Source organism: Candidatus Parvarchaeota archaeon (assembly GCA_016866895.1).
Classification (GTDB): domain Archaea; phylum Micrarchaeota; class Micrarchaeia; order Anstonellales; family VGKX01; genus VGKX01.
The window spans coordinates 1-22823 of record VGKX01000002.1 but is presented as its reverse complement, the minus strand read 5'-3'; the positions used below and the strand labels follow the sequence as shown (position 1 = coordinate 22823).

The 22823-nt window shown below is 47.6% G+C and carries 24 protein-coding genes and 2 tRNA genes; 11 read left to right on the top strand and 15 right to left on the bottom strand.

Annotated elements, in window-relative coordinates; genetic code table 11:
- The 7 genes from FJZ26_00190 to FJZ26_00160 all read right to left on the bottom strand — a co-directional run.
- Positions 1-1362: hypothetical protein (locus FJZ26_00190; protein ID MBM3228829.1), on the bottom strand; the 1362-nt coding region annotated here is incomplete at its 3' end.
- A 180-nt stretch (positions 1363-1542) separates the two neighbouring features.
- On the bottom strand, positions 1543-1827 hold the full coding sequence (locus FJZ26_00185; protein ID MBM3228828.1) for a DNA-binding protein: 285 nt from the start codon (positions 1825-1827) through the stop codon (positions 1543-1545).
- A 173-nt stretch (positions 1828-2000) separates the two neighbouring features.
- Positions 2001-2744, bottom strand: a complete 744-nt coding sequence (locus tag FJZ26_00180) for a hypothetical protein (protein MBM3228827.1) — start codon at positions 2742-2744, stop codon at positions 2001-2003.
- 8 nt (positions 2745-2752) lie between these two features.
- On the bottom strand, positions 2753-3472 hold the full coding sequence (locus tag FJZ26_00175; protein ID MBM3228826.1) for a hypothetical protein: 720 nt from the start codon (positions 3470-3472) through the stop codon (positions 2753-2755).
- 126 nt (positions 3473-3598) lie between these two features.
- The gene (locus FJZ26_00170) at positions 3599-5149 is read right to left on the bottom strand and encodes an AMP phosphorylase (protein MBM3228825.1); all 1551 of its coding nucleotides are present in this window, start codon (positions 5147-5149) and stop codon (positions 3599-3601) included.
- 85 nt (positions 5150-5234) lie between these two features.
- Positions 5235-6416 carry an S-methyl-5-thioribose-1-phosphate isomerase gene (locus FJZ26_00165; GenBank protein MBM3228824.1) on the bottom strand — a complete coding sequence of 394 codons (1182 nt, stop codon included), beginning with the start codon at positions 6414-6416 and terminating at the stop codon, positions 5235-5237.
- A gap of 31 nt (positions 6417-6447) precedes the next feature.
- Positions 6448-7509: a hypothetical protein gene (locus tag FJZ26_00160; GenBank protein ID MBM3228823.1), complete on the bottom strand. Its 1062-nt coding sequence runs from the start codon at positions 7507-7509 to the stop codon at positions 6448-6450.
- 159 nt (positions 7510-7668) lie between these two features.
- On the opposite strand from FJZ26_00160, the gene FJZ26_00155 reads away from it, so the two are divergent.
- Entirely contained in the window at positions 7669-8646 is a 978-nt protein-coding gene (locus tag FJZ26_00155) for a hypothetical protein (protein ID MBM3228822.1), read from the top strand.
- 2 nt (positions 8647-8648) lie between these two features.
- Complete coding sequence (locus FJZ26_00150; protein ID MBM3228821.1) at positions 8649-9152, top strand: SMC-Scp complex subunit ScpB; 504 nt, start codon at positions 8649-8651, stop codon at positions 9150-9152.
- Positions 9153-9235: 83 nt separating this feature from the next.
- Here FJZ26_00150 and FJZ26_00145 read toward each other — a convergent pair whose 3' ends face one another.
- On the bottom strand, positions 9236-9859 hold the full coding sequence (locus FJZ26_00145; protein ID MBM3228820.1) for a hypothetical protein: 624 nt from the start codon (positions 9857-9859) through the stop codon (positions 9236-9238).
- Positions 9860-10015: 156 nt separating this feature from the next.
- Between FJZ26_00145 and FJZ26_00140 the strand changes: the two genes are divergently transcribed.
- From FJZ26_00140 to FJZ26_00115, 6 genes are all read left to right on the top strand, one after another.
- The gene (locus tag FJZ26_00140) at positions 10016-10243 is read left to right on the top strand and encodes a small nuclear ribonucleoprotein (protein ID MBM3228819.1); all 228 of its coding nucleotides are present in this window, start codon (positions 10016-10018) and stop codon (positions 10241-10243) included.
- Positions 10244-10260: 17 nt separating this feature from the next.
- Positions 10261-10443, top strand: coding sequence for a hypothetical protein (locus tag FJZ26_00135; protein MBM3228818.1), 183 nt, complete (start codon positions 10261-10263; stop codon positions 10441-10443).
- 179 nt (positions 10444-10622) lie between these two features.
- Positions 10623-10694, top strand: a tRNA-Ala gene (locus FJZ26_00130).
- Between the two features lie 285 nt (positions 10695-10979).
- On the top strand, positions 10980-12077 hold the full coding sequence (gene mvaD, locus FJZ26_00125; GenBank protein MBM3228817.1) for a diphosphomevalonate decarboxylase: 1098 nt from the start codon (positions 10980-10982) through the stop codon (positions 12075-12077).
- A 28-nt stretch (positions 12078-12105) separates the two neighbouring features.
- Complete coding sequence (locus FJZ26_00120) at positions 12106-13248, top strand: hypothetical protein (GenBank protein MBM3228816.1); 1143 nt, start codon at positions 12106-12108, stop codon at positions 13246-13248.
- A 26-nt stretch (positions 13249-13274) separates the two neighbouring features.
- Positions 13275-13736 carry a hypothetical protein gene (locus FJZ26_00115; GenBank protein MBM3228815.1) on the top strand — a complete coding sequence of 154 codons (462 nt, stop codon included), beginning with the start codon at positions 13275-13277 and terminating at the stop codon, positions 13734-13736.
- 59 nt (positions 13737-13795) lie between these two features.
- Here FJZ26_00115 and FJZ26_00110 read toward each other — a convergent pair whose 3' ends face one another.
- The 4 genes from FJZ26_00110 to FJZ26_00095 all read right to left on the bottom strand — a co-directional run bounded on the left by FJZ26_00110 (position 13796) and on the right by FJZ26_00095 (position 17123).
- Positions 13796-15124, bottom strand: a complete 1329-nt coding sequence (locus FJZ26_00110) for a hypothetical protein (GenBank protein ID MBM3228814.1) — start codon at positions 15122-15124, stop codon at positions 13796-13798.
- Between the two features lie 40 nt (positions 15125-15164).
- On the bottom strand, positions 15165-15806 hold the full coding sequence (locus FJZ26_00105) for a cysteine hydrolase (protein ID MBM3228813.1): 642 nt from the start codon (positions 15804-15806) through the stop codon (positions 15165-15167).
- 421 nt (positions 15807-16227) lie between these two features.
- Positions 16228-16300 (bottom strand) — tRNA-Val (locus FJZ26_00100).
- Positions 16301-16502: 202 nt separating this feature from the next.
- Positions 16503-17123: a hypothetical protein gene (locus FJZ26_00095; GenBank protein ID MBM3228812.1), complete on the bottom strand. Its 621-nt coding sequence runs from the start codon at positions 17121-17123 to the stop codon at positions 16503-16505.
- 103 nt (positions 17124-17226) lie between these two features.
- Between FJZ26_00095 and FJZ26_00090 the strand changes: the two genes are divergently transcribed.
- A complete protein-coding gene (locus FJZ26_00090; protein ID MBM3228811.1) occupies positions 17227-18165 on the top strand; it encodes a hypothetical protein in 939 nt (312 codons plus the stop codon).
- Positions 18166-18208: 43 nt separating this feature from the next.
- Here the strand turns inward: FJZ26_00090 and FJZ26_00085 are convergent, their stop codons facing one another.
- Positions 18209-19207: a nucleoside phosphorylase gene (locus FJZ26_00085; GenBank protein ID MBM3228810.1), complete on the bottom strand. Its 999-nt coding sequence runs from the start codon at positions 19205-19207 to the stop codon at positions 18209-18211.
- 363 nt (positions 19208-19570) lie between these two features.
- Here FJZ26_00085 and FJZ26_00080 point away from each other — a divergent pair, with 363 nt between their 5' ends.
- Positions 19571-20698: a hypothetical protein gene (locus FJZ26_00080; protein MBM3228809.1), complete on the top strand. Its 1128-nt coding sequence runs from the start codon at positions 19571-19573 to the stop codon at positions 20696-20698.
- A gap of 32 nt (positions 20699-20730) precedes the next feature.
- Positions 20731-21342: a hypothetical protein gene (locus FJZ26_00075; protein ID MBM3228808.1), complete on the top strand. Its 612-nt coding sequence runs from the start codon at positions 20731-20733 to the stop codon at positions 21340-21342.
- A gap of 8 nt (positions 21343-21350) precedes the next feature.
- Here FJZ26_00075 and FJZ26_00070 read toward each other — a convergent pair whose 3' ends face one another.
- On the bottom strand, positions 21351-21755 hold the full coding sequence (locus FJZ26_00070) for a Zn-ribbon domain-containing OB-fold protein (protein MBM3228807.1): 405 nt from the start codon (positions 21753-21755) through the stop codon (positions 21351-21353).
- A gap of 55 nt (positions 21756-21810) precedes the next feature.
- On the bottom strand, positions 21811-22823 hold a 1013-nt coding region (locus FJZ26_00065; GenBank protein MBM3228806.1), incomplete at its 5' end, for a thiolase domain-containing protein.

Sequence of the window (22823 nt, the reverse complement as noted above, 5' to 3'; positions counted from 1 at the left end):
TGTCCAATTCTCCCTATACGTTTTTTTTGCATCATCTATTCCCTTCCTCTTGCTCTCAAGCCCAACTTCAAGCACAGGCAGGTTATTGTTGTATCTTGCAAGTACGCTCTTCACAAATTTTATATCTGAACTTTGCTGTTTGCCTGCACGTTTAAACATCTCTTCAGCAAGTGTGCCCTCAACCTTAAAATCAAGCTTGCCCACATTTCTTGCAAGCCTGTATAGCTCGTTTTGGATAAGTGAAAGCCCTTCTGACTCCAGGCGTGCAATGGCAACACTTGCCTCCTTAATTGCATCAAGCACCTCATACCTGCACTTTTGAAGCTCGCAGAGATATTTGAGCCTGCGCTCAAGTGAAATATCGGTTATTGCACCTGCAATATGCCTGATTTTTTTCTCATATGCCCTGACTTTTTGCGAAAGGGCTGAAAATTTCCTAACTACAAGCTCAGTATTTTCAATCTCCCCGCCTTCAACAAGCTTTCTTAGCCAGACTACTGCGCCATGCAATGGCTCATAATTTGTCTGGGAGAGCGTGCCCTTATATTGCCCGTTTGCAATTACCTTCAGATACTTAACGGTAAAGTTGTCCAGTGCGCTTCTCTGGCTGGCAGTCTTAAAGGCAGACAAGAGTGTTTCTGGTCTTTCAAAAGGCCAAGGCCGTATCCGCAAGCCGCCTATAAACTCCTTTTGGAGCTTGGCTAGCTTTTGTGAGCGAACTTTCTTTATCTCAATCACTTTCCTTGTAATTGAGTTGAGTTTTTCGACAACTTCCTGTGTTTTTTTTGAATCTGCAACAAAGCTTCCCAGCCCCTGGCGCATCTCAGTCTCAAATGCAATCCATTTTTTCACGCCTGCCCTCAGTGCTTCAAGCTCTTTTTTTTCGGTCGGATTCAACTTATTTTTTTGCCTGTCTAATTTTTCTAAAAGCGCTATTGCCTCCTTTCTAATATTACTCTCATTTTCATCAGCTGTGCCTTTGTCAAGCCTTCCAACATCCCGCTCCATCTTATACATTGACGAGTGGGTGGTTTTCACACCATACAACACCGTGTTGCCATCAATTGTCATGCGCACGCTGTCTGCTGCAAACATTGTGTTGAATGATTGCGTGAAAGGCATGTCAACCCCAGAAGTAGTAGACTTATCCAGCACAAATTCAATCTTATACGCCCCGTCCTTGAGAATATTGGCGCTTAATATCTCGCGTGCAACCAAGGTCAGAATCTCAAGCCTCTTTTTTGCCTCTGTCAGGTAGTGCGCCTCAAGCTCGCGCTGGGTCACGCTAAGCAAAAGAGTCTTGAATTCATCCATCTGGCTGTCATGTTTTTGCTGCGTTGAAATGTCAAGTGTAATACTCATTGCAATACCTATACATTTTTTACCACTTAATATATATAAATCTGCCTAAAAAATAGGTTAAGCTAGAGCTTAAATGAATAAAAATGGGCAAAAAAGTAGAAAAAAAGGCAAAAACAAGGTTTTGCAACACCTGCCCTTTTTTCAGGCCGCAATCTGATTCAAGGTTTAGCCTTCGGGCGTTTACTGCACATTTAGCTTGCCAAATTTGCCTGCTGAAATCTGAAGGTTGCCTTTATACTCTGCGACCCAGCCGTTTTCAACAGTCACTTTTGCCCCAACCTGCACTTTCTCAATGTCATCATTCCAAAGTGAGAGAACCATTTCACCTGAATCGTCCTTGAGCGTTGCACTTGCAACCCTCATTTTCTTGCCAAACTTTGTGACAACCTCGCGCGGCTCGTCCATGTTTGTGACCTCGCCGCTCACTGTTGCATTTGTGCCTGCCTTGACTTCGCTTATTTTCATATGACTTCACCTTTTTTAGTGCCAATAAGAAGTGACTTGGTTTGTACCAAAACCTTCCAAAAGACAGCCAATCCCCTACATTTTCTTAAAGTTCTTGGGTTTTATTGCTTCTAGAACCTATTTAATGCTTTTTGTAAACCGGCGATACTTTTTTATGGGGTTGTCTTTTTGCCTTAAAGAACTGTTATCTTTGCCTTGGCTTTTCGCGCCTCAAGCTTTTTCTCAAGCTTTTCAAGCCGCCTAATCCGCCTTTCAAGCAAAGGCTCGCCGCTTACCTGCCTTTCAAGAAACCCCGGCTTATCGGTTATGGCAAGCTGTTTTTCATATGCCGCAATAAGCGGCTTTGCGCTTCCAACCACCTTGGCTGCAAACTTGTCTGACTTGTATGCCTGCCTGCGGCTAAAATACCCAGGTATCAGCAAGTCAACTATCGCGCAAAGGGCAATTGAGGAACCAATGAACACCTTGTTATAAAAACCGGCGACAAGGAGTGGAACATTAGTCAGAAGAACTGCAAGGGCTTTTGGCCAGCCCCTGTCCCTTTCTACCCGCCCGACCTCGCGCGCCAAAAGCGCTTCAACTTCCTTTTCAGTGTGCAAGTCAAATACGCTTGTTGTCAGCCCAACAACTTTCTTTGTCTTTATCGTTGCCGCATTTATTGATGCCGCCGTTGCCCTGCCCTCCAGTTTCTCGTTATGCTGCTTTGCAATATAGCCTTTTTTGTCGAAATACGCGCTTAGCTCTGGCTCGTTTGTAACAATGAACGAGACGTCCTTTGCCCCGGCTTTTTTTGCAATCCTTGAAAACGCCCTTTGGGCAATGGGAAGCTGCTTTTGCAAAAACGCCCTGTACTTTGGGTTAAGGCTCTTTGCGTCATCAGTGAACTTTCCGTTTGCAAACACAACAGTCCATGCCATAAAACCACTTAGTCGTATTTCACCAGGATTCCGGGGATTGTCTTGTGGGGCACGCCTTTGAGCTTTTTAAGCCTCTTTATCCTTCTTTCTGCGCACGGGTGGGTAAAAAACAAATCAAATATGCCAAGTGCCGGGTCGTCTTGTCTTGAAAAATTCTTTATCCCACCGTCAGCAGCCGCAAACTGCTGTGCAGAATACTTGTCTGCAGCATACTCGTTTTTCCTGCTGTGATGTAGCGCAGAAAGAGTGTCGGCAAGACTCCAGGCAAGTAAAGTCATTGCATAAACAATACTGTCGCCCAAGGTAATGGGACTGTCGTCCATGAATATTTTTGGAATCCAATACCCCAAGGAAAACACTCCCCATAAAACCCTGCCGCTCCCTGTGGCAGTGCTGTATTTGTCCTTGTCGTGGCCTAATTCATGGCCCATGACAAATTTCTGCTCGCTTAATGTCAGCTTTTTGACCGCGCCTGAAGTAAAGGTAATTTCCCGCACGTCATTGTTGCCAAAAACCCAATTGCTGAATGTAATCCTTCCTATACTTGCATTCGGGGTTTCATCCTCCTCGACTGTGAACTTGGGTTTTTCCACCTTGGCTTTTTTGCACATCCTCTCAAGCATCTTTTCAAGTGCTGGGATTTTCCTTGACAAAACGTTTCTATTTGCCCTGTTGTAGGCATCGCCTTCAACCGTCAGGAGTCCTATCTTGTAAAGCACTTTAGACATGCAATTATTTGCCAAAACAAGTATTTAAATGTTGTTATTTGTTAAAATATGTGTAAAATGGGGATTTGCAGCCAAGTCTGGATTATGGTTCAAATTTGGGCGACCTGCCACCAGGCTACCAAGTATCTATTTCAGGTTGCCAAGCACGACTTTTTGAAGCTCGACAGGCTCCCAGACTTCAAGTGCCTTGAGGGCAAAATCTAGCTTGCTTTCAGATTCTGCGTATATTTCAAAAAGCGTGTCACCTGCCACAACCTTGTCCCCCATTTCACAGTGCAAATATACCCCAGCCCCCCTGTCAAGGGGCGCTCCTGCGGCCCTGGCGACATTTGAAATCATCTTGTTGTCAACGTGCGATATCCTTCCTGTCTTCTGCGCTATTACCTTGTGCACGCATTGGCCTATAGGCAAATCAGAGGACTTCACCTTTGAATTGCCGCCTTGCATTGCAATAATCTCCCTGAACTTGACAAGCGCCTTGCCAGACTTGATTATTTCCGATGCCGCAGTATATCCCCTCCCTTTCTCAACCTTGCCGCACATTTCAAGCATTGTGCCTGCAAGAAGGCAGGACTTGTCGCGCAGGTCCATCGGGCCGCCGCCCTCCAATACCTCAAACACGTCGCGGCACTCAAGGCCTGGCCCGACTCCGTTTCCAATCGGGTCTGAACCGTCAGTAATCAGGACTTCTATTACTATCCCAAGCTTTTTGCCAAGGGAAATAAAGTCGTTTCCAAGGGCCTGCGCAGCTGCAGTGTCCATGATTTTTGCGCCTCTGCCTATCGGTATGTCAATCACTGCGTACTGCGCTCCCACGGACTTTTTCTTTGCAAGGATTGAGGCCAAAAGCACGCCGCGAGGGTCAAGGGAGAGGGGGTGGCGAATCTTTATGAGCTTGTCATCTGCAGCAGCCAGGTTCATTGCCCCTCCCCAGGCAATGCAGCCGTTTGTCTTCAGCACAATTTTCCTCATTTCCTCAAGCTCAAAAGTCACTGGTGCTAAAACTTCCATGGTATCCGCAGTTCCGGCTGCGGAAGTGATTGACCTGCTTGAGGTTTTTGGTATGTACAAGCCTGCTGCAGCAACTATCGGCACAAGAAGCATTGTTGTTCGGTTTCCTGCAACGCCCCCTACGCAATGCTTGTCCATTATGGGGCTTTTCCCAAGGTTAAGCACATCGCCTGACTTCACTATGCTGTTTGTAAGTGCGATTATCTCGTTATGCGTCAGGCCCCTGATGTGCATTGCGGCAATGAAAGCCGCAAGCTCAGGCTCTGACAATTTGTTTTCCATCAGGTCATCAATCACAACCTCAATCTGTTCTGCATTAAGCTCCTTTCCCTCAATTTTATCCTTTACATATTGAAGCGAGGCAGGCCTTGCCATGTGCTTGACGTCAATAATCTCGCTTTCAGAGGCTTTCAGCTCCTTTGCAATTTCGGTAAAAAGGCCTATTTCGCCAAAGCCCACTATGTCAGAAGACAGGTCAACCTTTGCAATAATCTCCTTTCCCCTGCACCGCAATATCACCCTGTGGGAGGGGTAGATGTCGTGCGCCATTGCCTCCTGCTCGTTTAGGACAATTATGTTGCCGCCTGCGACTATGCCAATGAGCCTTGCCCTGCACCTGTAATCTTTCATGCTCCAGACATCGTCCTTTTTACCATTTCCATTCAAGCAAATCACCAAGTGCTCTTTCCGTATTGTTTGAAATACAATTTGAATATCCCTGACTCCAGGGCCTATCTTCAGCAATACTCTTCTATGCACCTGAAAGGTTGAACTCCTCAAGCGCAAGGGTTATCAGGCTTGCAGGAGGCACAACCCCTTTTTCGGTTATATACGCATGTATGTATTTTGCGCCTGTTATGTCAAAGGCAGGATTCCGTATCTTGACCCCTTTTCCAGTCTCCTGCGCCCCTGCGACTTCCCCTATATCTCTCTCCTCAATCTCAATGCTCTTGCCCCAAACCGTAATTGGCTCGAACTTGTAAAGCTCGGCTGCCGAGTAAAAAGGCACATCTTCCATGCTTGCAAGCCTTGCAATGCCCGCAGTCCCAATCTTGTTGACCAAATCCCCTGCTGAAGTTATTGCATCTGCGCCGACAAGCACCATGTTGCACTTTGGAAGAAATGTGGCCACAGCCGAGTCAACAATTAGCGTGGTATCTATTCCAGCCTGCGCAAGCTCCCTTGCAGTAATCCTGCCTTGGTACTTTGGCCGTGTTTCAGTGCAATAGACTGCATTGAGCCTTCCTGCCTGGAAAGCCTTTTTGAGTATGCCGACAACAGTGCTTGAGTGGCAGTGGACCAGCACGGTTGCCCCATTTGGCACCTGAGCCGCCCCAAACTGCGATATTGCCTCAATGCTTGCCTCCATGTTTCTTGCAAATGCCTTGCACTCGGCCTTCACAAGATTTTTGAGGCTTGAAACGCTTTGCCGGCTGCCCTTGCGCATCCTGGCTTTTTGCGGCTTTGCGCCAAATCCCACGCGGCTTTTTGATTTGCCAGCCCCATCAATCCATTTCATGTGGAGCAGCGCCCTTGATTTGTCTCTGCTTGCCTGTTTTTCCAGTGCGGCACTCGGCCTTGCCACCCAAGCGCCTTTTGCCACATTCATATAAAGTTTTTTTTCAACCTTTGCAAGCAAGTAGCGGATTGAATTTCTCAGCATTGGCTCTGTCGGCCTTGTTGAGGCAAGCGCATCGGCAGCCTCGACCAGCTGCCCGTAAAACGCGGCGCTGCTGCCAGCCGTGCTTGTGCTTGCAACCAAATCCATTGCGCCAATTGCAGCAAGGGCAATGTTGCGCGCACCCTGGATTTTTAGCGACCTTATGGCAGCGCAGGTCTCCTCCAGCACAAGGCTTTGGCTGCCGTTTTTTTCCAGTTGGCTTCCCTCTTTTCCGCTTGTGCCAAATCTTGCAGCTAAAGCCTTGCCTGCCATAGTTGCATATTTCTTTTCCGTCTTTATATACTTAAGCAGTTTCAATCACAAAGCTTCCTTCTGCCGCAAGCGCCTCTTCCCCGTTTTCCTTTCCTGTCTTATGAACTTTAAAATTTACGGTTGTCTGCCTTGCTCCGCCCTCTTTGCAGCCATCTATTCCATCCCTGTTTTGAAAATTGGCTTTTATTGCAAACACATCTGCTGGCAACAAGGGTTTTTTATACCAAATCTTCATCTTCCTTATGATTGTGCTTGATTTGGCTGCCTTCTGTACAAGCTGCCTGCTCACAATCTCAGCATATGCACCTATCGCCCCGCCGTGCATTGAGCCAAAATGATTCATGTCAAACTGCTCTGTCTTTCCCATGTAAATTCCTGCCTGGCCCTCAATTGTTATTGGTTTTCCATTCAAGCCAGCCATTCCATTTTTTCCAAAAGTTTCAGGGAAAAGCCCTGCAAGCCCCATCTTCAGCCCTTTTACCCACAAATCATAAATCTCCCATGTTTTTCTTTCGTTTCTGCCAAGGTTTAGCCCAGGGCCAATGTCTCTTATTACATCTACAGGCCTTCCTGAGCTATCCACTGGGACATACTCGCCAAACCCCCGTATCACAACTTCGCCTGCCCTGCCGTCTTCATCTGCGCTCTTCTCCAAACTCCTGCGCACAATCTCAAATTTGGCTTTCCCCCGCTTGCTTTCTATCTGTCCAACAGACGCCAGGATTGCAAGCCTGTCCCCTTCGCATATCCGGCCTGCAAATTCAAGCTCGCATGTGCGTAAAAAACATTCATATCCAGTATAATCCCCGAACAAAAGCCCCCCTGCGACATCTGTCATGTAGTAAATAAAACCGCCAAACAAGTTGCCTTTTGAATCCAAGTCTTCCTTGCAAACAAGATACTCCTTTTTCTTTACAAACCTGTCCGCCGTTGCTTTTTGCCCCGTGTCGCCGTTGCCAATTTCAATGGAACCGAACACGCTTTTTCTTCTGTTGGTCGTATCAGGAGAGCCGGGGCATTTAGAACCCTCCCTGGCCACACTGTCCCTGTTGCCAGCCTTCCCTTTTTCAATGATCATATTTGAGTTTGACATACAACCACGCAAGACTATTTTTTGCGACGACAAACGATTATATAGCTTCCTGCACACAGCTGCTTTTTGCCCTGGCCGAGGCCTTTCACAGCCCCCCAAGCCCAGGCACAGGAGATTTCTGAAAACATATAAATACCCCTAGCGACAAAAGGGTAGCGTATGGCGACCCAGTCATTGGAGACAGGCACACTAGCACAAGCCACCGCAAATATCATCGGTGGGCCAGGGGCAGATGGGCCGTTGCAGGCAGTGAAAAAGAAGGACGGCTTCAACATTGAAAAAATAGTATCGCATTCCGACTGGCGCCAGGTCCTCTACGACCTTGTCTCCTCGCAGCAGCTGGACCCCTGGAACATTGATGTCGTCTTTGTCGCAGGCGAGTACATTAAGCGCATAAAGCAGCTTTCGCGCCTTGACCTGCACCTCTCTGCAAACATAGTCCTTGCAGCCTCAATACTCCTGCGCTTCAAGTCCGACGCCATAAAATTTGAGGAGCCGGTTGCGCAGCAGACCCTTGGCGACTTTATGGGGGGAGAGGAATGGGTCGACCCCTCGTCTTTGTCAGCGCTTGAGCTTTCCGACCGCATACCGCCAAAGCGCCAGGTCACACTTGACGAGCTTGTCGGCGCACTTGAGCAGGCATTTGAATTTGAAAAGCAGCGCATGGAAAGAAAATCCGCAATCCAGACAAGGCTTGCCCCGCCCCTGACAATCACGCTTCCTGAGTTTGACATTGATGCCGAGATGGAGCGCATTATGGAAAAAATCAGCGCCTTGAAGGATGCCCAGGGCCTTGTGCTCTTCTCGGCCCTGTGCAAGTCAAAGGAGCCCCTTGACGTCATCTATGCGCTTTTGCCAACCCTCCACCTTGTCCAGTCATCAAAGCTTGCACTAAGGCAGGAGGAATTTTTTGGCGACATAATTCTCTGCCAGCTACCGCCTGCACAAGCCAAACAAGTTCATCCAATGCAAGGGCCTGCAAACACAGATTCAAACTCAAATTCGGTTAAACCGGCCGCCAAGGAAGACGTCTCATCTGCACGTCTCAACCATAAACATCAAAAGGAAGCATCCCCGATAATGGCATCCAAAATGCCAATCATTGCAAGGGACAGGCAGAGGAAAAAAGGTGCCTGAACATGACAGAGGAGGAAAACCTCATCCAAGCGGCGCTTTTCATAAGCGCTAGACCCATGCCTGTTTCAGAGCTATCACGGCTGCTAGGCATTGCAGCCCAGGGATATGTTGAGAGCACTGTCAAAAAATTGGCCGAGTCTTACAACTCAAGTGCGGGTGCGCTTGAAATTGCGTTCATAGACGGCAAATACATAATGCGCGTCAAGGCGGCATACCTGAATCGGGTCAAGCAGTTCGCGCAAGGTGTTGAAATCTCCCAGCATGCCCTAAAGACCCTAGCATACATTAACGGCAAGCCCGGGATAAAAAAAGCTGACCTTGTAAAGCACCTGGGCGCGTCGGTTTACCAGGACGTCTTTGAGCTTGTTGAAAAAGGGTTTGTGGTGCAGCGAAAGGCTGGCCGCACATCGTCCCTGCACACGACAGAAAAGTTCAGGGAGTATTTTGCCACGGCTGCACAAAACAAGGAAGGCTTAACACGGCCAGAGGTGGCGCCTAAGGCTTAAAATCCAAAATGCGCAAGCCACCTAAAAGATAAGCGCATCTTAGCGCCAGTCTCATTGCAGCCAGGCGCCGCTGTACTCGTTTCTCATTCAGCTGTTTTTTGCTCGCGTTGGATGTTCCTTTTTTCTACCTGCACAAGCAGGTCTATATGCCCAAGCAAGTTGTTCAAGTCGTGCGAGCCTTTCCTGCTTTTCTTGTACATTGCAATATAAACCTGCCCGACTTTTCCAAAATACTCCATGAACTCATCAAGCCGCTTTTTTGTTTGTTCCAGGTTGCCCCGTTCAAGCACGGCCTTAGAAAGCCGCCACTTTCCGCTGCCTGCATTGAACTCAAAGCCCAACTTCGGGTTGAGCCCAATCAAAATCCTGACAAGGCGGGCAAACCGCGCATCAGCCTCAATATTGACGTGGTCCCATATTATTCTTTTCTGCCTTCTGCCAAGGTGCGCAAGCCCTCTGTGCAGAGCCTCTGGCAGATTTCTTTCCCCGCCCTGGCTGTTGACAAATCCCCCAACTTGCTCTTTTATACCTTCAACCTTTCTCCTTGCCCTTGCGGCAAGCATGGTTTTTGCGCTGCTTACAAGAGGAATGACATCAAGCCAGTGCCTAGCTTTTTTGGCAAGCCGAGCTGGCCACGGTTCTTTTTCCTGGATTATTACAATCTGGCTCTCGCATGATGTTGCCGCCAGCCAAATGTGTTTTGCCATATGCCTTAGCTTTCGCGATTCAAAAAAATATAAACGAATCGCTTTCCTGCACAAAAAACATGGGGATTGGGACAGTTTATTAACTTATTTGCCTCAATCAATCTTGGCTCCATTGAGGGCAAGAAAAGCTTGTTTGTTTTTTTGAGGTGTGTATCCATGACAGAAAAAAGGCCGTTTGACATACTGAACAACTCCCTGAACAACACGGTTGTTTTGGGGCTAAAGGGCGGCAGGGAAATTCGGGGCCTGATGTCCTCATACGATGTGCACATGAATATCGTGCTTGAAAAGGCCGAGGAGCTAACAGATGGCCAGGTCAAGCGCGGAATTGGAACTGTGCTTGTGCGCGGGGACAGCGTCGTTTACATAATGCCCTCTTCATAAAGGCGGAGGCGAATTGCTTGGACTACAAAAGCCTTATAGCCGGGGTCTTCCTGGCTTTTGGAATTTCAAACATCCTGAGGATTTTAAGCATCCCGTTTTCGGTGACGCTTGGAATCGTCCTGTTTGGGATTGATGTTGGCACGCTTATTCTGGCTGCGGTTTCACTTGCAATAGCATACTATCTTGTCAAGTCAAACTGATGCAGCTTGCACATCAGCCCAGCAGCTTTATTACACTATATACATTTTCATTTTACCTCCACCGCCTGCCTGAGCAAACCCTGCATTGGAAGATTTTGGTTTATGCCAAAAGCAGGTGCAGCTTCTTGTGAGAGTTTTTATTACTGTGTTCCCTAATCAATAATTCGATTGTGCAGCAAGGGCTTGTAGCGAAACGGTATCGCGCCTGCATGGCATGCAGGAGACTGGGGGTTCGATTCCCCCCAAGTCCATTACCATAAGGGGAACAAAGCCAGTCAGTTGGTCCCCTTGAGGTTTTCACCACCTTTAGTTTTTCACAAGCAACGAAAACGACTGCCATAAGGGAACTTTCGTGATTCAAATGTTCCTCCCGTGCGGTAGCCCCTCCTTTGTTGGTAAGTCGTCCAGCAAAAGTCTTTCAGGCAAAAATATTTTCTAATTGCCTCAACTATTGGTTAATATATATTGGGCTTCTAAAAAATTCTGCAGGGGGCAAGGCAGGCCAAGCTTTTGCCCTAGCTTAACGGTGGATTTCTATGCATGTGAAAGTCACAGCCCCTACAAACATTGCAATAGTCAAATACTGGGGCAAAAACCCCAAATGGGAAAAATACATGCTTCCCACAAAAAGTTCCGTCTCATTCACTGTGGAGGGGCTTTTCACCCAAACATTCCTTGACGTGAAAAAAGGAGGCGGCACAGTAAGCTTTGACCTAAATGGGAAAAAAATCTCAAGTCAGATGCCCGAATACGAATATGTCGGCGCGATGCTTGATAAGCTCTTTGAGCTTGTCCCAAGAACAAAGTCTTACGATTACTCAATTGTCACAACAAACAACTTTCCAACAGCTGCCGGCTTTGCCTCGTCTGCAAGCGGCTTTGCAGCCTTTGCAAAGGCGCTTCAGGGCGCGATGAAGGAGCTTGAGCCAGGCGTTTACGAAAAATACTTTTCAGACGATTCAAAACTATCCGTGTTTGCAAGGCTTGGAAGCGGAAGCGCGGTTAGAAGCATACCTCATGAAGGCGGCTTTGTCATTTGGAACCGGGGGCTTGATCCGCAAAACAGCCCAGACCCGACAAGACTTGGGGCGGCGCAGCTTGAAAAGCTGATTTTTTCAAGCACTGCGCAGTCGCTATTTGGCCCAAGCCACTGGAAGGAACTTCGCATAATCTACTGCAAAACCGCACAGGGGGAAAAAAAGGTCAAAAGCAGGGCGGGCATGAAAGCCACTGTCGAGACAAACCCCCTTTACTGGCACTGGGTAGAGTACGAGGAGCAGGAGGTTCTGCCTGCACTTATCGAGGCCGTGCGCCTGAAAGACTTTGGGTCTTTTGGCAGGATTTGCATGGAGTGCAGCAATTCATTGCACGCAATGATGCAGTACACAACCCCCCGGATATGTTACCTCAATGACACAAGCAACGAAATAATAGATTCCGTGCTTGGAATGAATTTGGATGCGGGCAAAACGGTTGCAGCATACACGTTTGACGCTGGCCCAAATGCAATAGTCTTTACTCTGGAAAAGCACGAAAAGCAGGTGGCCCAAAAGCTTGGAAAAATAGTCGGCACGGAAAACCTTGTTGCCACAAGGCCGGGGCCCGGCCCGCAGGTTCTGAAAGCAAGCGAATAAGGCCCATGCCTGCCTTTGCCAATCTGATATGTATCACGGTGTTGCAATGGGAAAAATCTCAGTCCCCGGCAAAATCCTTTTTTTTGGCGGCTTCTCGGTCCTTGAAAAGGGCAACCCTGCCTTGTGCCTTGCCGTCTGCGGCAAGGATGGCTCTGGAGTTGTAGCCAGCTGGAAAAAGGGCGGCCGCAGGATTTCAAGCCCCCAATTTGGCCTGGACTTTGAACCAAGCCTTGAAGGCTTAGGCTCTCAGGGGCCTCTTGTAAGCTATCCTTACCTAGTTTGCGAAAGCTACCTGAAGGCTGCGAATCTTTGGAAAAACGACGTTTTCATAAATCTTTCCAACAGCCCGATATTTGGCCACAAGGACGAGAAAACAGGCCTGGGAAGCTCTGCGGCTGCAACAGTTGCAGTCGCTAGGGCGGTGTTTGAAGCCAACGGGCTTGACATAAGCCCGCAAGGCAGCCACTTTGATGCAATGCACAAGCTCTCCCAGCTAAGTTATGCACTGTACTCGGGAAAAATCGGCTCCGGCTTTGACATTGCCGCATGCGCGTTTGGCAAGTCAATTGTTTATCACAGGTACGACCCTTCTGAAATAATACTTCCGCATAATGGCGTGCTTAGCCAAGAGGCTTTGGGCAGTCTTGCGGTTGGCTGCGCGAAAAAGAAATGGGGCTGGCTTGATGCAAGGCCTCTAGCCTATAAAAAAAGATTCAAGGTTCTTTTTTTCAACGTGCTTGGCGGCAAGACCTCAACAATATCCTCAGTCAAGGCCGTCATGCAGTACAAGGCAGCAGACCCCATTGGATACTCAAAGGCCATTTCAATGCAGGCCAAGGCGGAAAACCTGGCAATAAAAGCCCTTGAGTCTGGCAACTGGGAAACTGTCAGGGAATGCACCGGGCTTGCAAGGCAGGCGCACGCTCTTCTTTCTTCAGGCGCAAGCAAGCTTGTAGGGGGCTTTGATGCAATCGAGCCGCAGCAGCTAACAGAAATAATCGAGGAATGCCAGGGGCTTGACGGAATTATTGCAGGCAGGTGCCCGGGGGCAGGGGGCTTGGATGGTGTTGCATTTTTAGCAAGGCCGGATTTTATGGGAACTGAACGGATTGTTGAAATCGGGCAAAACTACGGCGTACGGCTTGAAAAAATAGAGCTAAAGATTCTGTGACACATGCTTGGCGGAAGTGGTGTGCTATGATAAAACTTTCAGTTGACAAGGAATCCTATCTTCCCGGGCAGACAATCAACGCATCTGCAGCCATCGTGCTTTCAAAGCCGATTCATGCAAGGGGGATGAGTGCAAGGCTTTACTGCGCGCAAAAAAAGGAGGTAGAGTCATTAACCTACCTTACGCAGGAGGAGCGCGGCTGGATGAGGCAGCTTGGGGAGCACCCACATTCTGAAATAAAAGAAGTTAAGCATGAAGTCGATTCCGATGTCTTTGTTCAGGAAAAGCTGGTTTGTGGCAGCGGAACTTTCAAGGACCAGGTGGTCTCCTTCAGCTTCACCCTGCCTGCCAATGCGCCGCCAACAAGCTATGAGCTTGGGCACGATGGAAAAATCCACATCTGGCACCTTGAAGTCAAGCTTGACGTGCCTTTTGCATTTGACAAGCAAGCGGACGTTGAAATTAAGGTCAGCGGATTGAGCGTGTAATTAGGGCAGATACTCTTTAGCCATTCAAGTTTGCCGCTCATTAGCAATGCTCGGCCTTCTTATCTTTTCGGCTTGCCTTTCCCCTGTTTTTCAGCCTCTTCCCTTTCCTCTCCGCTTTCAGAGTTCCCCCTGGACTTGTATGGCTTGCCGTTTGAGTCAGCCCCAACCAGGAAATACAGTATTTTGCCAAACTGCACGTTTTGCCTTGTAGGCCCGAATTGAAGCTCAACGCCCTTTTCAAGCCCCTTTATCTTTGCCTGCTGCTGCAGCATCGCAGTTTTTTTCTCCTGCTGCAAAGTTGCAAACTCTATTCTGGAGCTTGTTGAAAGCAGCCCGCCGCTTTCCCCAAGGTTGTCAAATGTCAGGCAGATGTAGTTTTCCAGTTTCCCCCCGACCTTTGCAGACTTTGGCCTGTAGCGCAAGTCCATTGGCAGCTTGACGTTTGAAAGTATGCTTATTGCATTGCTTCTTGCGCTTGCAGACTGCAGATAGCCGCTTAGGGTCAGCGGCCCTGTCGGCGTATCGGGCTGCAAGTCAAATGTCACTGTTGCCTGCGTCCTTGAGTCCGGGGGCATGGAAAAAGACCTTGGGGCTATTTGCGCCTCAATGGTTTTTTGTGCCGAGTCAAAAACAATAACAGACAAATCCACGCTTAGCGGCTGCGGGTTTGGGTTTATGGCAAGCAAGATGGCCTTCACCCCGACCTGCCCTACTGAAAGAGAGACTGGAAGCGAGGTTTCAACCTCCAGGTGAAGCTCGGTTGGCTTTTCAAATGACTTGCCGCACTGCCTGCAGTACTTCGCCTTTTCAGGAAGCTTGCCTTTGCAGCTTGGGCAGTATTTGTGCTCAGTTTCCTGCCTTTGCTGCGCATCCAGCCTTCCTCCCTTTCTTTCAGTCTTTGATTGGGCGTCCGGGGAGTCATAGTAATTTGGCTTGCGCCTCTTTTCGTCAAGCACGATTTTTTCTATCATCTCAAGCCTGTTTCTTTCAGCCTGGCCCTCGCTTTCAGACTTTGCCCAGGACGGGAGGTTTCGCCTGAATTTGTCCTGGTCAAAGTATTTTTGCTCCTCAAGCTGCCGCCTTGACCTTTCCGTCTGCTCAAGCTGCCTGGCTCTTTTCTCCTCTGCAAGTTGTTTTATGCGCCTTTCATACTCCTCCTGCTTTTTCTGCATTGCCTCCCGCGCAGCCTTTTCCCTTTTATAATAGTCAATCTCCCTCTGCCTTGTCTGCGGGTCATTTTTCTTTTCCTGGGCCTCCCTTTTTTTCCTCTGCTCCTCCTCCTTTTTTGCCTTCACTAGCGAAAGGCAGGTAAAGCAAAAGTCGTGCCCATCGAAAAACCCTCCAGAGTCAGTGTATTCAGTGCCGCACTTGTTGCAGTGATGGACCATACGCTAACAATTTCCGCCAGCATCTTTAAAAGTAGCGCCATCAGGCATTTTCCTCAAGCAGCTTTGCAATCCTGCTTATGGAGAGGTGCACCTGTGTGTTTCTCAAGTAGAAGAAAACCGAATAAACCGCCCTTGCAAGCATGCGGGCAAGCAAAACAAGCCTCTTAAGCGGATTCTTATTTGCAATCCTTATGTAATCAAACCCGAACATTGTTTTTGGGCTGACAACAACCTGCATTCCGTTTCTTATTGCGCCTTTGGCGCTTTCAAGCACGCACCATGCAGTATCATAGCCACAGACAAGCAAAGTGCCGACTCCAAGCTTTTCGAACTTTTTTGCCACACCTTCAGCTTCAAAGGCATCAAGCAGGACACCGTTATTTTTTATCCTGTCCGGCTTGGTAAAGTCCGCCCTTTTTTTTCCTGCCGCCTCAAGTATGCGGCTGTCAAAAACGTCGTGCTCCAAGCCCACAGTCACAATTGGGATTCCCTTTCCTTTGGCTTTTTTCACAACCTTGCAGATGTTTTTTGAGCATCTTTCGTATGGCACAAGTTTCTCCTGAATCCAGTTTCTAAACTTCCTGCCTCCTTTCCTTGGCACCTCTATCCTGTGCATGTCAATGACAAGCACGCCAATTCCTTTCTTCTGGGCCGTTGCAGGAACCTGCATCTCTATTTGCATGAAAATATTGCTAAAGCCAGATATATAAAGTTATTTTTAGTTAAAAAGTGTGTATATTGCATATATGCTGTCTAATCCTGATGCATTTGCCAAAAAAAAGTTATAGCCCCCATCGGATTCGAACCGATGTAACGAGGTATCCCCCAGAGAATTCTGAGAAGTTCGATTACGTTTTTATGTATTCAAAACGGTTCTTTTGGGCTGAAGCACTTTTCTTTCAAGAAAAGGGCTCTTCAGAGCCTCGTGTCCTTGACCACTAGACGAGGGGGCTATAAAATCCAGAACTAAATGCGCACCTAATGTTTATATTGATTTAAGTGGACCCTGAGGGGATGCGCAGTTGTGTGCTTGCTCCTCCATCTGGCACCCAAAACTTCTTTTGAAGTTTGCAGTCGATCATTAGCTATCTTTTCTCATCTTTTGGGCCCGGAGGGAATCGAACCCCCAGTCTTCGCTGTGTAAGAGCGACGTCTTAACCATTCGACTACGGGCCCAATTTGTGTATATATCTCATCAATCAATTATCTTGTTCTTAAGGGCTACACGCCGCAGCGTGGATAACCACTCAACTGCGGGCCCTGGCATATCTATTCTGGCAGAAATTGAATAAAACACTTCTCTTCCAGTAAATGCGGCGGCTCCTCCAACAAGGATATTTTGGGAGCCTCAATTTCTCGGCATTTCAGCCGCGGCTCCTCAAGCCTTCAAATCTTGCTGCCTGCCTCTAAAAACCCTGTGCAATTCGTTGCTTATCTTCACAAAAAGCTCAATTGTCTTGGTTTTTTCATCACACTCTGCAAGCAAGCCTCCATTCTCAAGCATGCTTGCAAGCCGCTGCCTCTTTCCATGCATTTTTCCACTCCAGCGCGCCGGCACTTTTAACCTGACTAGGTCAAATTTGCCAAGAAGAGTAAAGCTTGGCTCATCAATGCCTATTCTCCTGTACGTTATGCTTTCCTGCCTGGCATTGTCGAAGCTTGTCGGCATTGTCTTGCAGCTTCCAACTACAGTTGCCTTGCATGAAAGCCCGAAGCTCTTGAAAAGTTGCATTGTTAAATCTGTCCGCGTAGCTGATTTTGTGCGAAGGCTTACAGGCCAGCCCATATCAAGCAGTCTATACTCTTGCTTATGGGAAAGCATCCCTATTACCTTTGTGTCAATCTCCATTTCAGGCGCAGGCGGAATAACTGACAGGCTCAAAAACAAACTGTTTTTTTTATTGCTTCCATTACCTGTGCCGCCTGGTTTGCATGCCCGCCCAGTTTTTTCTCCAAAATTTTTGCTATTCGGATTGCTTGAGCCAAACAACGTCTTCATATGATTACCTTTCAACTTTATTTGTATTTTTCCTTTTATTCCCACAACCTAGCCAATCTAAATATATAAAGCTTGTCTTGCCAACCTATTTTTGGTGTGAGTTTTGGAATGTTTCAGTCTTGTTGAAAAAACCGAGGATTACCGGCTGTACAGGCTTGCAAACCCTTCCATGCCGCAGCGTACTTTTATCGTCTGCTCGCAGGCGGCAAGGGATGTCCTATACAAGCCTCACTTGGCAGGCAAGCCGCTCCAGGATGCAATGAACAAAAACGCATCAATTTTTGCAAGGCTTCTCAAAAAGCATGTTGTCAACGGAGCCAAGCTTGAGAATGTCTGCGAGCTTGTCTTTCTGTCCGGCGGCCTGTATTATTTTCTCAACGCTGGCTTCAAGTCTGAGTTTGGGGTTGCCCTTCCCCAGTGTTTCATTGGAATCCAGCGGCAGCGCATTGAGGGGGCTGGCGGCCAGTTTCGCGCAATAGCAGGCTATGAGAACTTCGAGTCCCTCCCTGACAACGCGCATGTGATAATCGGCGACACGATTGCAACAGGCTCAACACTTGTAAAAGGCATCCAGATGCTTCTGGATGCGGCGGAAAGCAAGGGGACAAAAATCGCAAGCATCACAGTCATTACCCTTGCAGGCTCGCCGCAGGGGGCGCAAAAGCTTGCCGCACTTGAAAAGTCGCATATTCTGCCACAGCATCCTTCGTGCAAGGTGAACCTGTTTGCCTGCGAAATGCTCTTTCATCTCATGCCTGATGGCACGGACCTGAGGTTTTTGGAAAAAGATTCAATAATGCCTGATGAAAGCAGGGAATACGCCAAGGCAACTTATGGCGACTGGCTGGGAAAAAATATGAAGTGCGCAGTATTTGACTGGGGAACACGGTGCAAAAATCCAGCAGCCCACTACAGCGAATTTTTGGAATTTGTGCAGCAGGCCATCAAGGACAAGAAAACCCCTGCAGATGCCAGGTCTAGACTTGAGGAAATGAAAAAAGAGGCGCTTTCGGGAATAGAAAGGATGAAAAAGGAGCTTTGAACACAAAAGCCGCCGGTGTCCGTGCTTCCGCTTATTTTGCTTTTCACTGCCTTTCCAAGTCCCACGAAAGCCTCACAAGAGCATCTGCGGCAATTTTTACTGCCCTCACTTCAGTTTCCTCTTGCTTTGCCATTTCCTTCTTGTTATTCTTGTCAGGAAAGCCCGGTCCAGGAACAGCACCTATCACTGCAACAACCATTCCAGTGAGTATGTTTGCCTCATACTTTGCTTTTGAATAGGCGGCAATGAATGCATTTAGAAGCTGCTCCATCTCGCTTGCAAGCACGTTGTATTTCTCACGCAGCATAAACATAATCTCCTGTGCATCTTCCCCATACAAGCTTTCCTTGGAAAAAGTGCTTGCAACATGGTGCTTGTATCCAAGTCCTTTTGCTGCATCCTGAAGCGCAGTTGTGACAGCAGGACTGTTTTTCATAATAAGAAATCTTCCGTCTTTGGTAAAGCTACCCCCTAGAGCCTCCCACTGGCTTACGAATTTTTTCAAATCATCGGTGCCAGCACGGGCAGGCAATATTTGCCTAAAATACCCAAGTGCTTGTTCTATTGCCCCGCAGCTTCCAATATTCTGGTCTGAAATTACAATGTCCCCAAGCCCCATCACAGGTGGCTCAAGTGTCATTGTGTTATTGCCACCCGATGTCCCTGACCTTATCTGGCAGACATTTTTTCCTTCTTCAACGCCTTGTGCCGCTGCCGCAAACTCCCGCTGTGTCATGTCACAGGCACTCATGCCCATGAGGGTTTCGCCGCCTGCTATCCTTAGAGTCCCCTTCCTGCCTTCAATCTCGTAGTTGTAGTCTCCTGTGATTATCCTTACCCTGCCAACTTCTTTTCCATCTTTGGCATCCTCTCTAACAACATTTGTAAGTCCAAGCGCCTGTTCTATCATCAAAGGCTTTGACCTGGCTCCCCCAAGTATCTGGTATCTTGGCAGACGAGTGTTTAGAAAAGTCGGTGCAATATGCTGCCCCCTGATTCCAAGAAAGTCAGCAGATGTTTTAACTATAGTTGGGCTTGACATAATAACGCCTCCAAAAACACGCCAGGCAATTTAGGATATAACTTCCGCTTTTGCCTTGTTGTTTTTTGTGTTAGGGCGTCAATGTTTATAATGCCTTTATTTGAGACTTTCTAACAGCATTAAAAACATTCACTTCGCGATTGTTATTCCTTCAAAGTCAGCTCATGCCAGTGCCTGCGCATCTGTTCGTGGAGGAACTGTGTTTATACACAATCATTTATTTAATACCACAAGCTTTATATACTTCAACTTACATATTCATTCTGCTTTTGGTTCAATAATCTCCTAGTTGGTATTATGCAACAAATCAATCACGCCTTTGTTTAGTCTATTGTTTCAAACCTCAAGGTTTCAACTTCAGGGTTGCCTGCCTCAAATATAAATTCAAGACATTTCCAGAAGCTTCTCCCGCAGAAAGCCTCCCCATTCACAAAGTACGAGGTATTTGATGCGTCAAGGGATGTTTATGAGGCAATCTACCCGACTTTTTCCAAGATGCTTCTTTGTGCAAGGTTTCTCAAGGATTCAATTGGTTATCATAACCCGCAAAAACCAATTCCTTCTGAAGTAAAAATTGAAATCCTTGAAAATGCAGCCAGTCTTTCCTTTCTTCTCTTCGAGTGCAAAAATCTTATTGATAACCGCCTTGTCATAAGTGAAAGCTACAATACCCATGCCAAATCCCTTGTGCTTCACTCAGTTTCCTATTACCTTTCAACTCACTTGCCATTTTTGGCTCTTTTGTCAGCAAACCAGGAAAATCAAAAACGGTTTGCGGAAAGCTTTGAAACACTCCAGGGCAGGGAACAATTGTTGCTTTATGCCGTTTCAGTTTCCTCGTCCGAATTCGCCCTTTCAAGCATGCTGAAAAACCTTTCAGACCCGTGCGAATTCCGTTATCTTGATGTGCCTGGGTCTCAGGGAAGGTTTTTGGACCTGTCATACGAAAACCAGGTTCTTGAGGATGGAATTTACGACAGGAAAAAATTGAGGCAGCCAATGCTTCACATGCGCTCTTTGCTTGAAGATGATGCGACTCGGATTCTTGCCTTGTGCGCCAAGCTCAAGTCCATGGTATTTACAAACGGTCATGAGCCTGACTTGGAGTCAAAAATCTCAGGCCCCGCTGTTGCGCAAATATTAAAAGAGCTGGAAAGTCTTTCATCCATGTTTCCAAAAAACCATTATGTAGTGCCCCCCGGCCAGTCAAAGCACGAGTATCTTGTTTACTCAAGCCTGTCGCACTGGCTCAATAACGTTCTGGGAATAATGTGTGGGTACTCTGCGCTTGCATCTTCGAATTTAAATCGTGATGGCTTTGTCAAACTCCAGACATTCATTTCGCTTTTTAACTCGTCTGTCAGGTTTGCCAATATTCTTGAGAACCTGAAAAATCCTGACACAGTGCCCATTGTTCCATCCAGCACGCCAAAATTCGTCCTTGACTTGGACAAGCCGCCAGCTTCCGTACCAGTTGCCAATCCAAGTTAAATGCGCCAGTATTATACCCAAGAGTTTTTTTCATGTCAAACCCGCTTTTTATTGGCGCAATGCCCTCTACTGCAAAAACCATCAAACAGCAAACAACTGTATCAGGAAAAGTCAGGCCCGAAAAAACAATTAACACACTTGCCGCCACCGCATCATCATGCAAACCCGACTCCGAATACAACCTGCCTGTTTCCTTTAGCCGCCAAGAAGTCGGGTTTATCAGGAATTACAAATTCAACGAACTGCTCTGCCCTAAACTGTCCGGGGTATTGGCTGCCTTGGGCGAGGTCATTGAATTGTGCTCAAAAGCAGATTCGCAACTTCTGGCAAACGACATCAACCTCAAAATTGGGGCTTTGGACAGGTCAGTCCAGTCGCTTCTAGAGCTTATCCACGCAATGGACATTTACGGCAATCCATTGTCATATCCCCAGGATGACAAAGACGGCTTTCACGGTGTCATCTCAAAGCTTCGCGGCATCCTGCCCTCAACCGGCATGCGAATAGATGGAAAAGATTTTGATAAAAAACAAGGCAAAGAAAAATCCGAATCAGTTGCTTTGACTTGCCAGCTTGCCCAATCGTGGTCTGAAAACCTTATGGCATTCAGCACTGCCATAAGCGAAGCAGGAAATGGCACCTGACTTTTATTTTACTTCCTTGAAAGCCGGAACTTGTAGCCGTAATGTATCAGCCCTTCCTCGCCGTCCTCCTGGATTTTCCTAAAAACCATCTCAACAGGCATGCCTATTCTCACATCAGATGCCTTGCAGTCCACTATCTGGGATGTGACAAGGGGCCCTTCCTCAAGCTCAATGAGGGCAAGCACATAAGGCACCTCAAGCTCAAAACCAACTGGCGGAGCGCTCACTTCGGTAAAGCTGTAAATCTTTCCCCTGCCCACAAACTGCCTTGGCTCTATTTTTCCAAGCCTCCTGCACTTTGAGCAGATTTTCCTTGGGGGAAAATAGTTGGTTTTGCAATTTGTGCAACAGTTTCCCTTGAGCATGTATCTTTCAGGTATCCTTCTCCAAGTCAATGCAAGCCCTGCTTTCATAAATATCACCTTGAAAATATGCGCCAGTCCAATCTATTACATTTCCCGTTTGCGCTTAATCCCTCTTCATAATGTGCACAACTGCAGTAGCCCCGCTGCCACCAACATTATGAGTAAGTGCCACATGCGCATCTTTTACCTGCCTGCCTTCTGCAGTGCCTTTTAGCTGCCAGACTGCCTCAGCTATCTGCTTTACGCCAGTTGCGCCGACAGGGTGCCCGCAGCCTTTGAGCCCGCCAGACGTGTTAATTGAAATCTCGGAATTAAGGGCAGTCCTGCCTTCCTCTGACGCCTTCCCGCCTTCTCCTTTTTTGAAAAAACCAAGGTCCTCTATTGCCATGATTTCGGCAATTGTAAAGCAGTCATGCACTTCGGCCAAATCAATGTCCTTTGGTTTCATTTTTGCCTGCAAAAACGCCTTTTTGGCGGCAATTTCAGTTGCCTCGATTTTCACGAGGCTTTTCCTGTCATGAAGCGCAATTGAGTCGGATGCCTGGGCCGAAGCCAAAATTTCAACCGGTTTGTCTGTGTAGCTTTGCGCAAGTTCAAGGGGCATCAATACAGCAGCCGCCGCCCCATCTGTAATAGGGGAGCAGTCAAGCACTTTAAGCGGCGTTGCTATGTATTTTGACTTGAGAACCTGCTCAACAGTTATCTCGTTTTGGTACTGTGCAAACTTGTTCTTTGAGGAATTTTTATGGTTTTTTACTGCAACTGTTGCAAGTTGCTTTTCTGTTGTGCCGTATTCCAACATGTGCCTTCTTGCCATGAATGCATAAAGTGCTGGGAATGTAGCACCCATGAATAGCTCCCACTCCTGGTCTCCAGCCCCCCCCAGGGCTGTTGAAACCTCGTTTGTGGGCACCTCTGTCATCTTCTCAACGCCGCCAGCGACAACTATGTCATGTATCCCTGATGCAACTGCAGTATATCCCTGCCTGAATGCAACACCGCCAGAGGCGCAGGCCGCCTCAACCCTTGTTGCAGGTATTGGGTTTAGGCCCATGAAATCGGCAATCAGTGCGCCAATATGCTCCTGCCCAATCAGCCTTCCTGCAGCCATTGTGC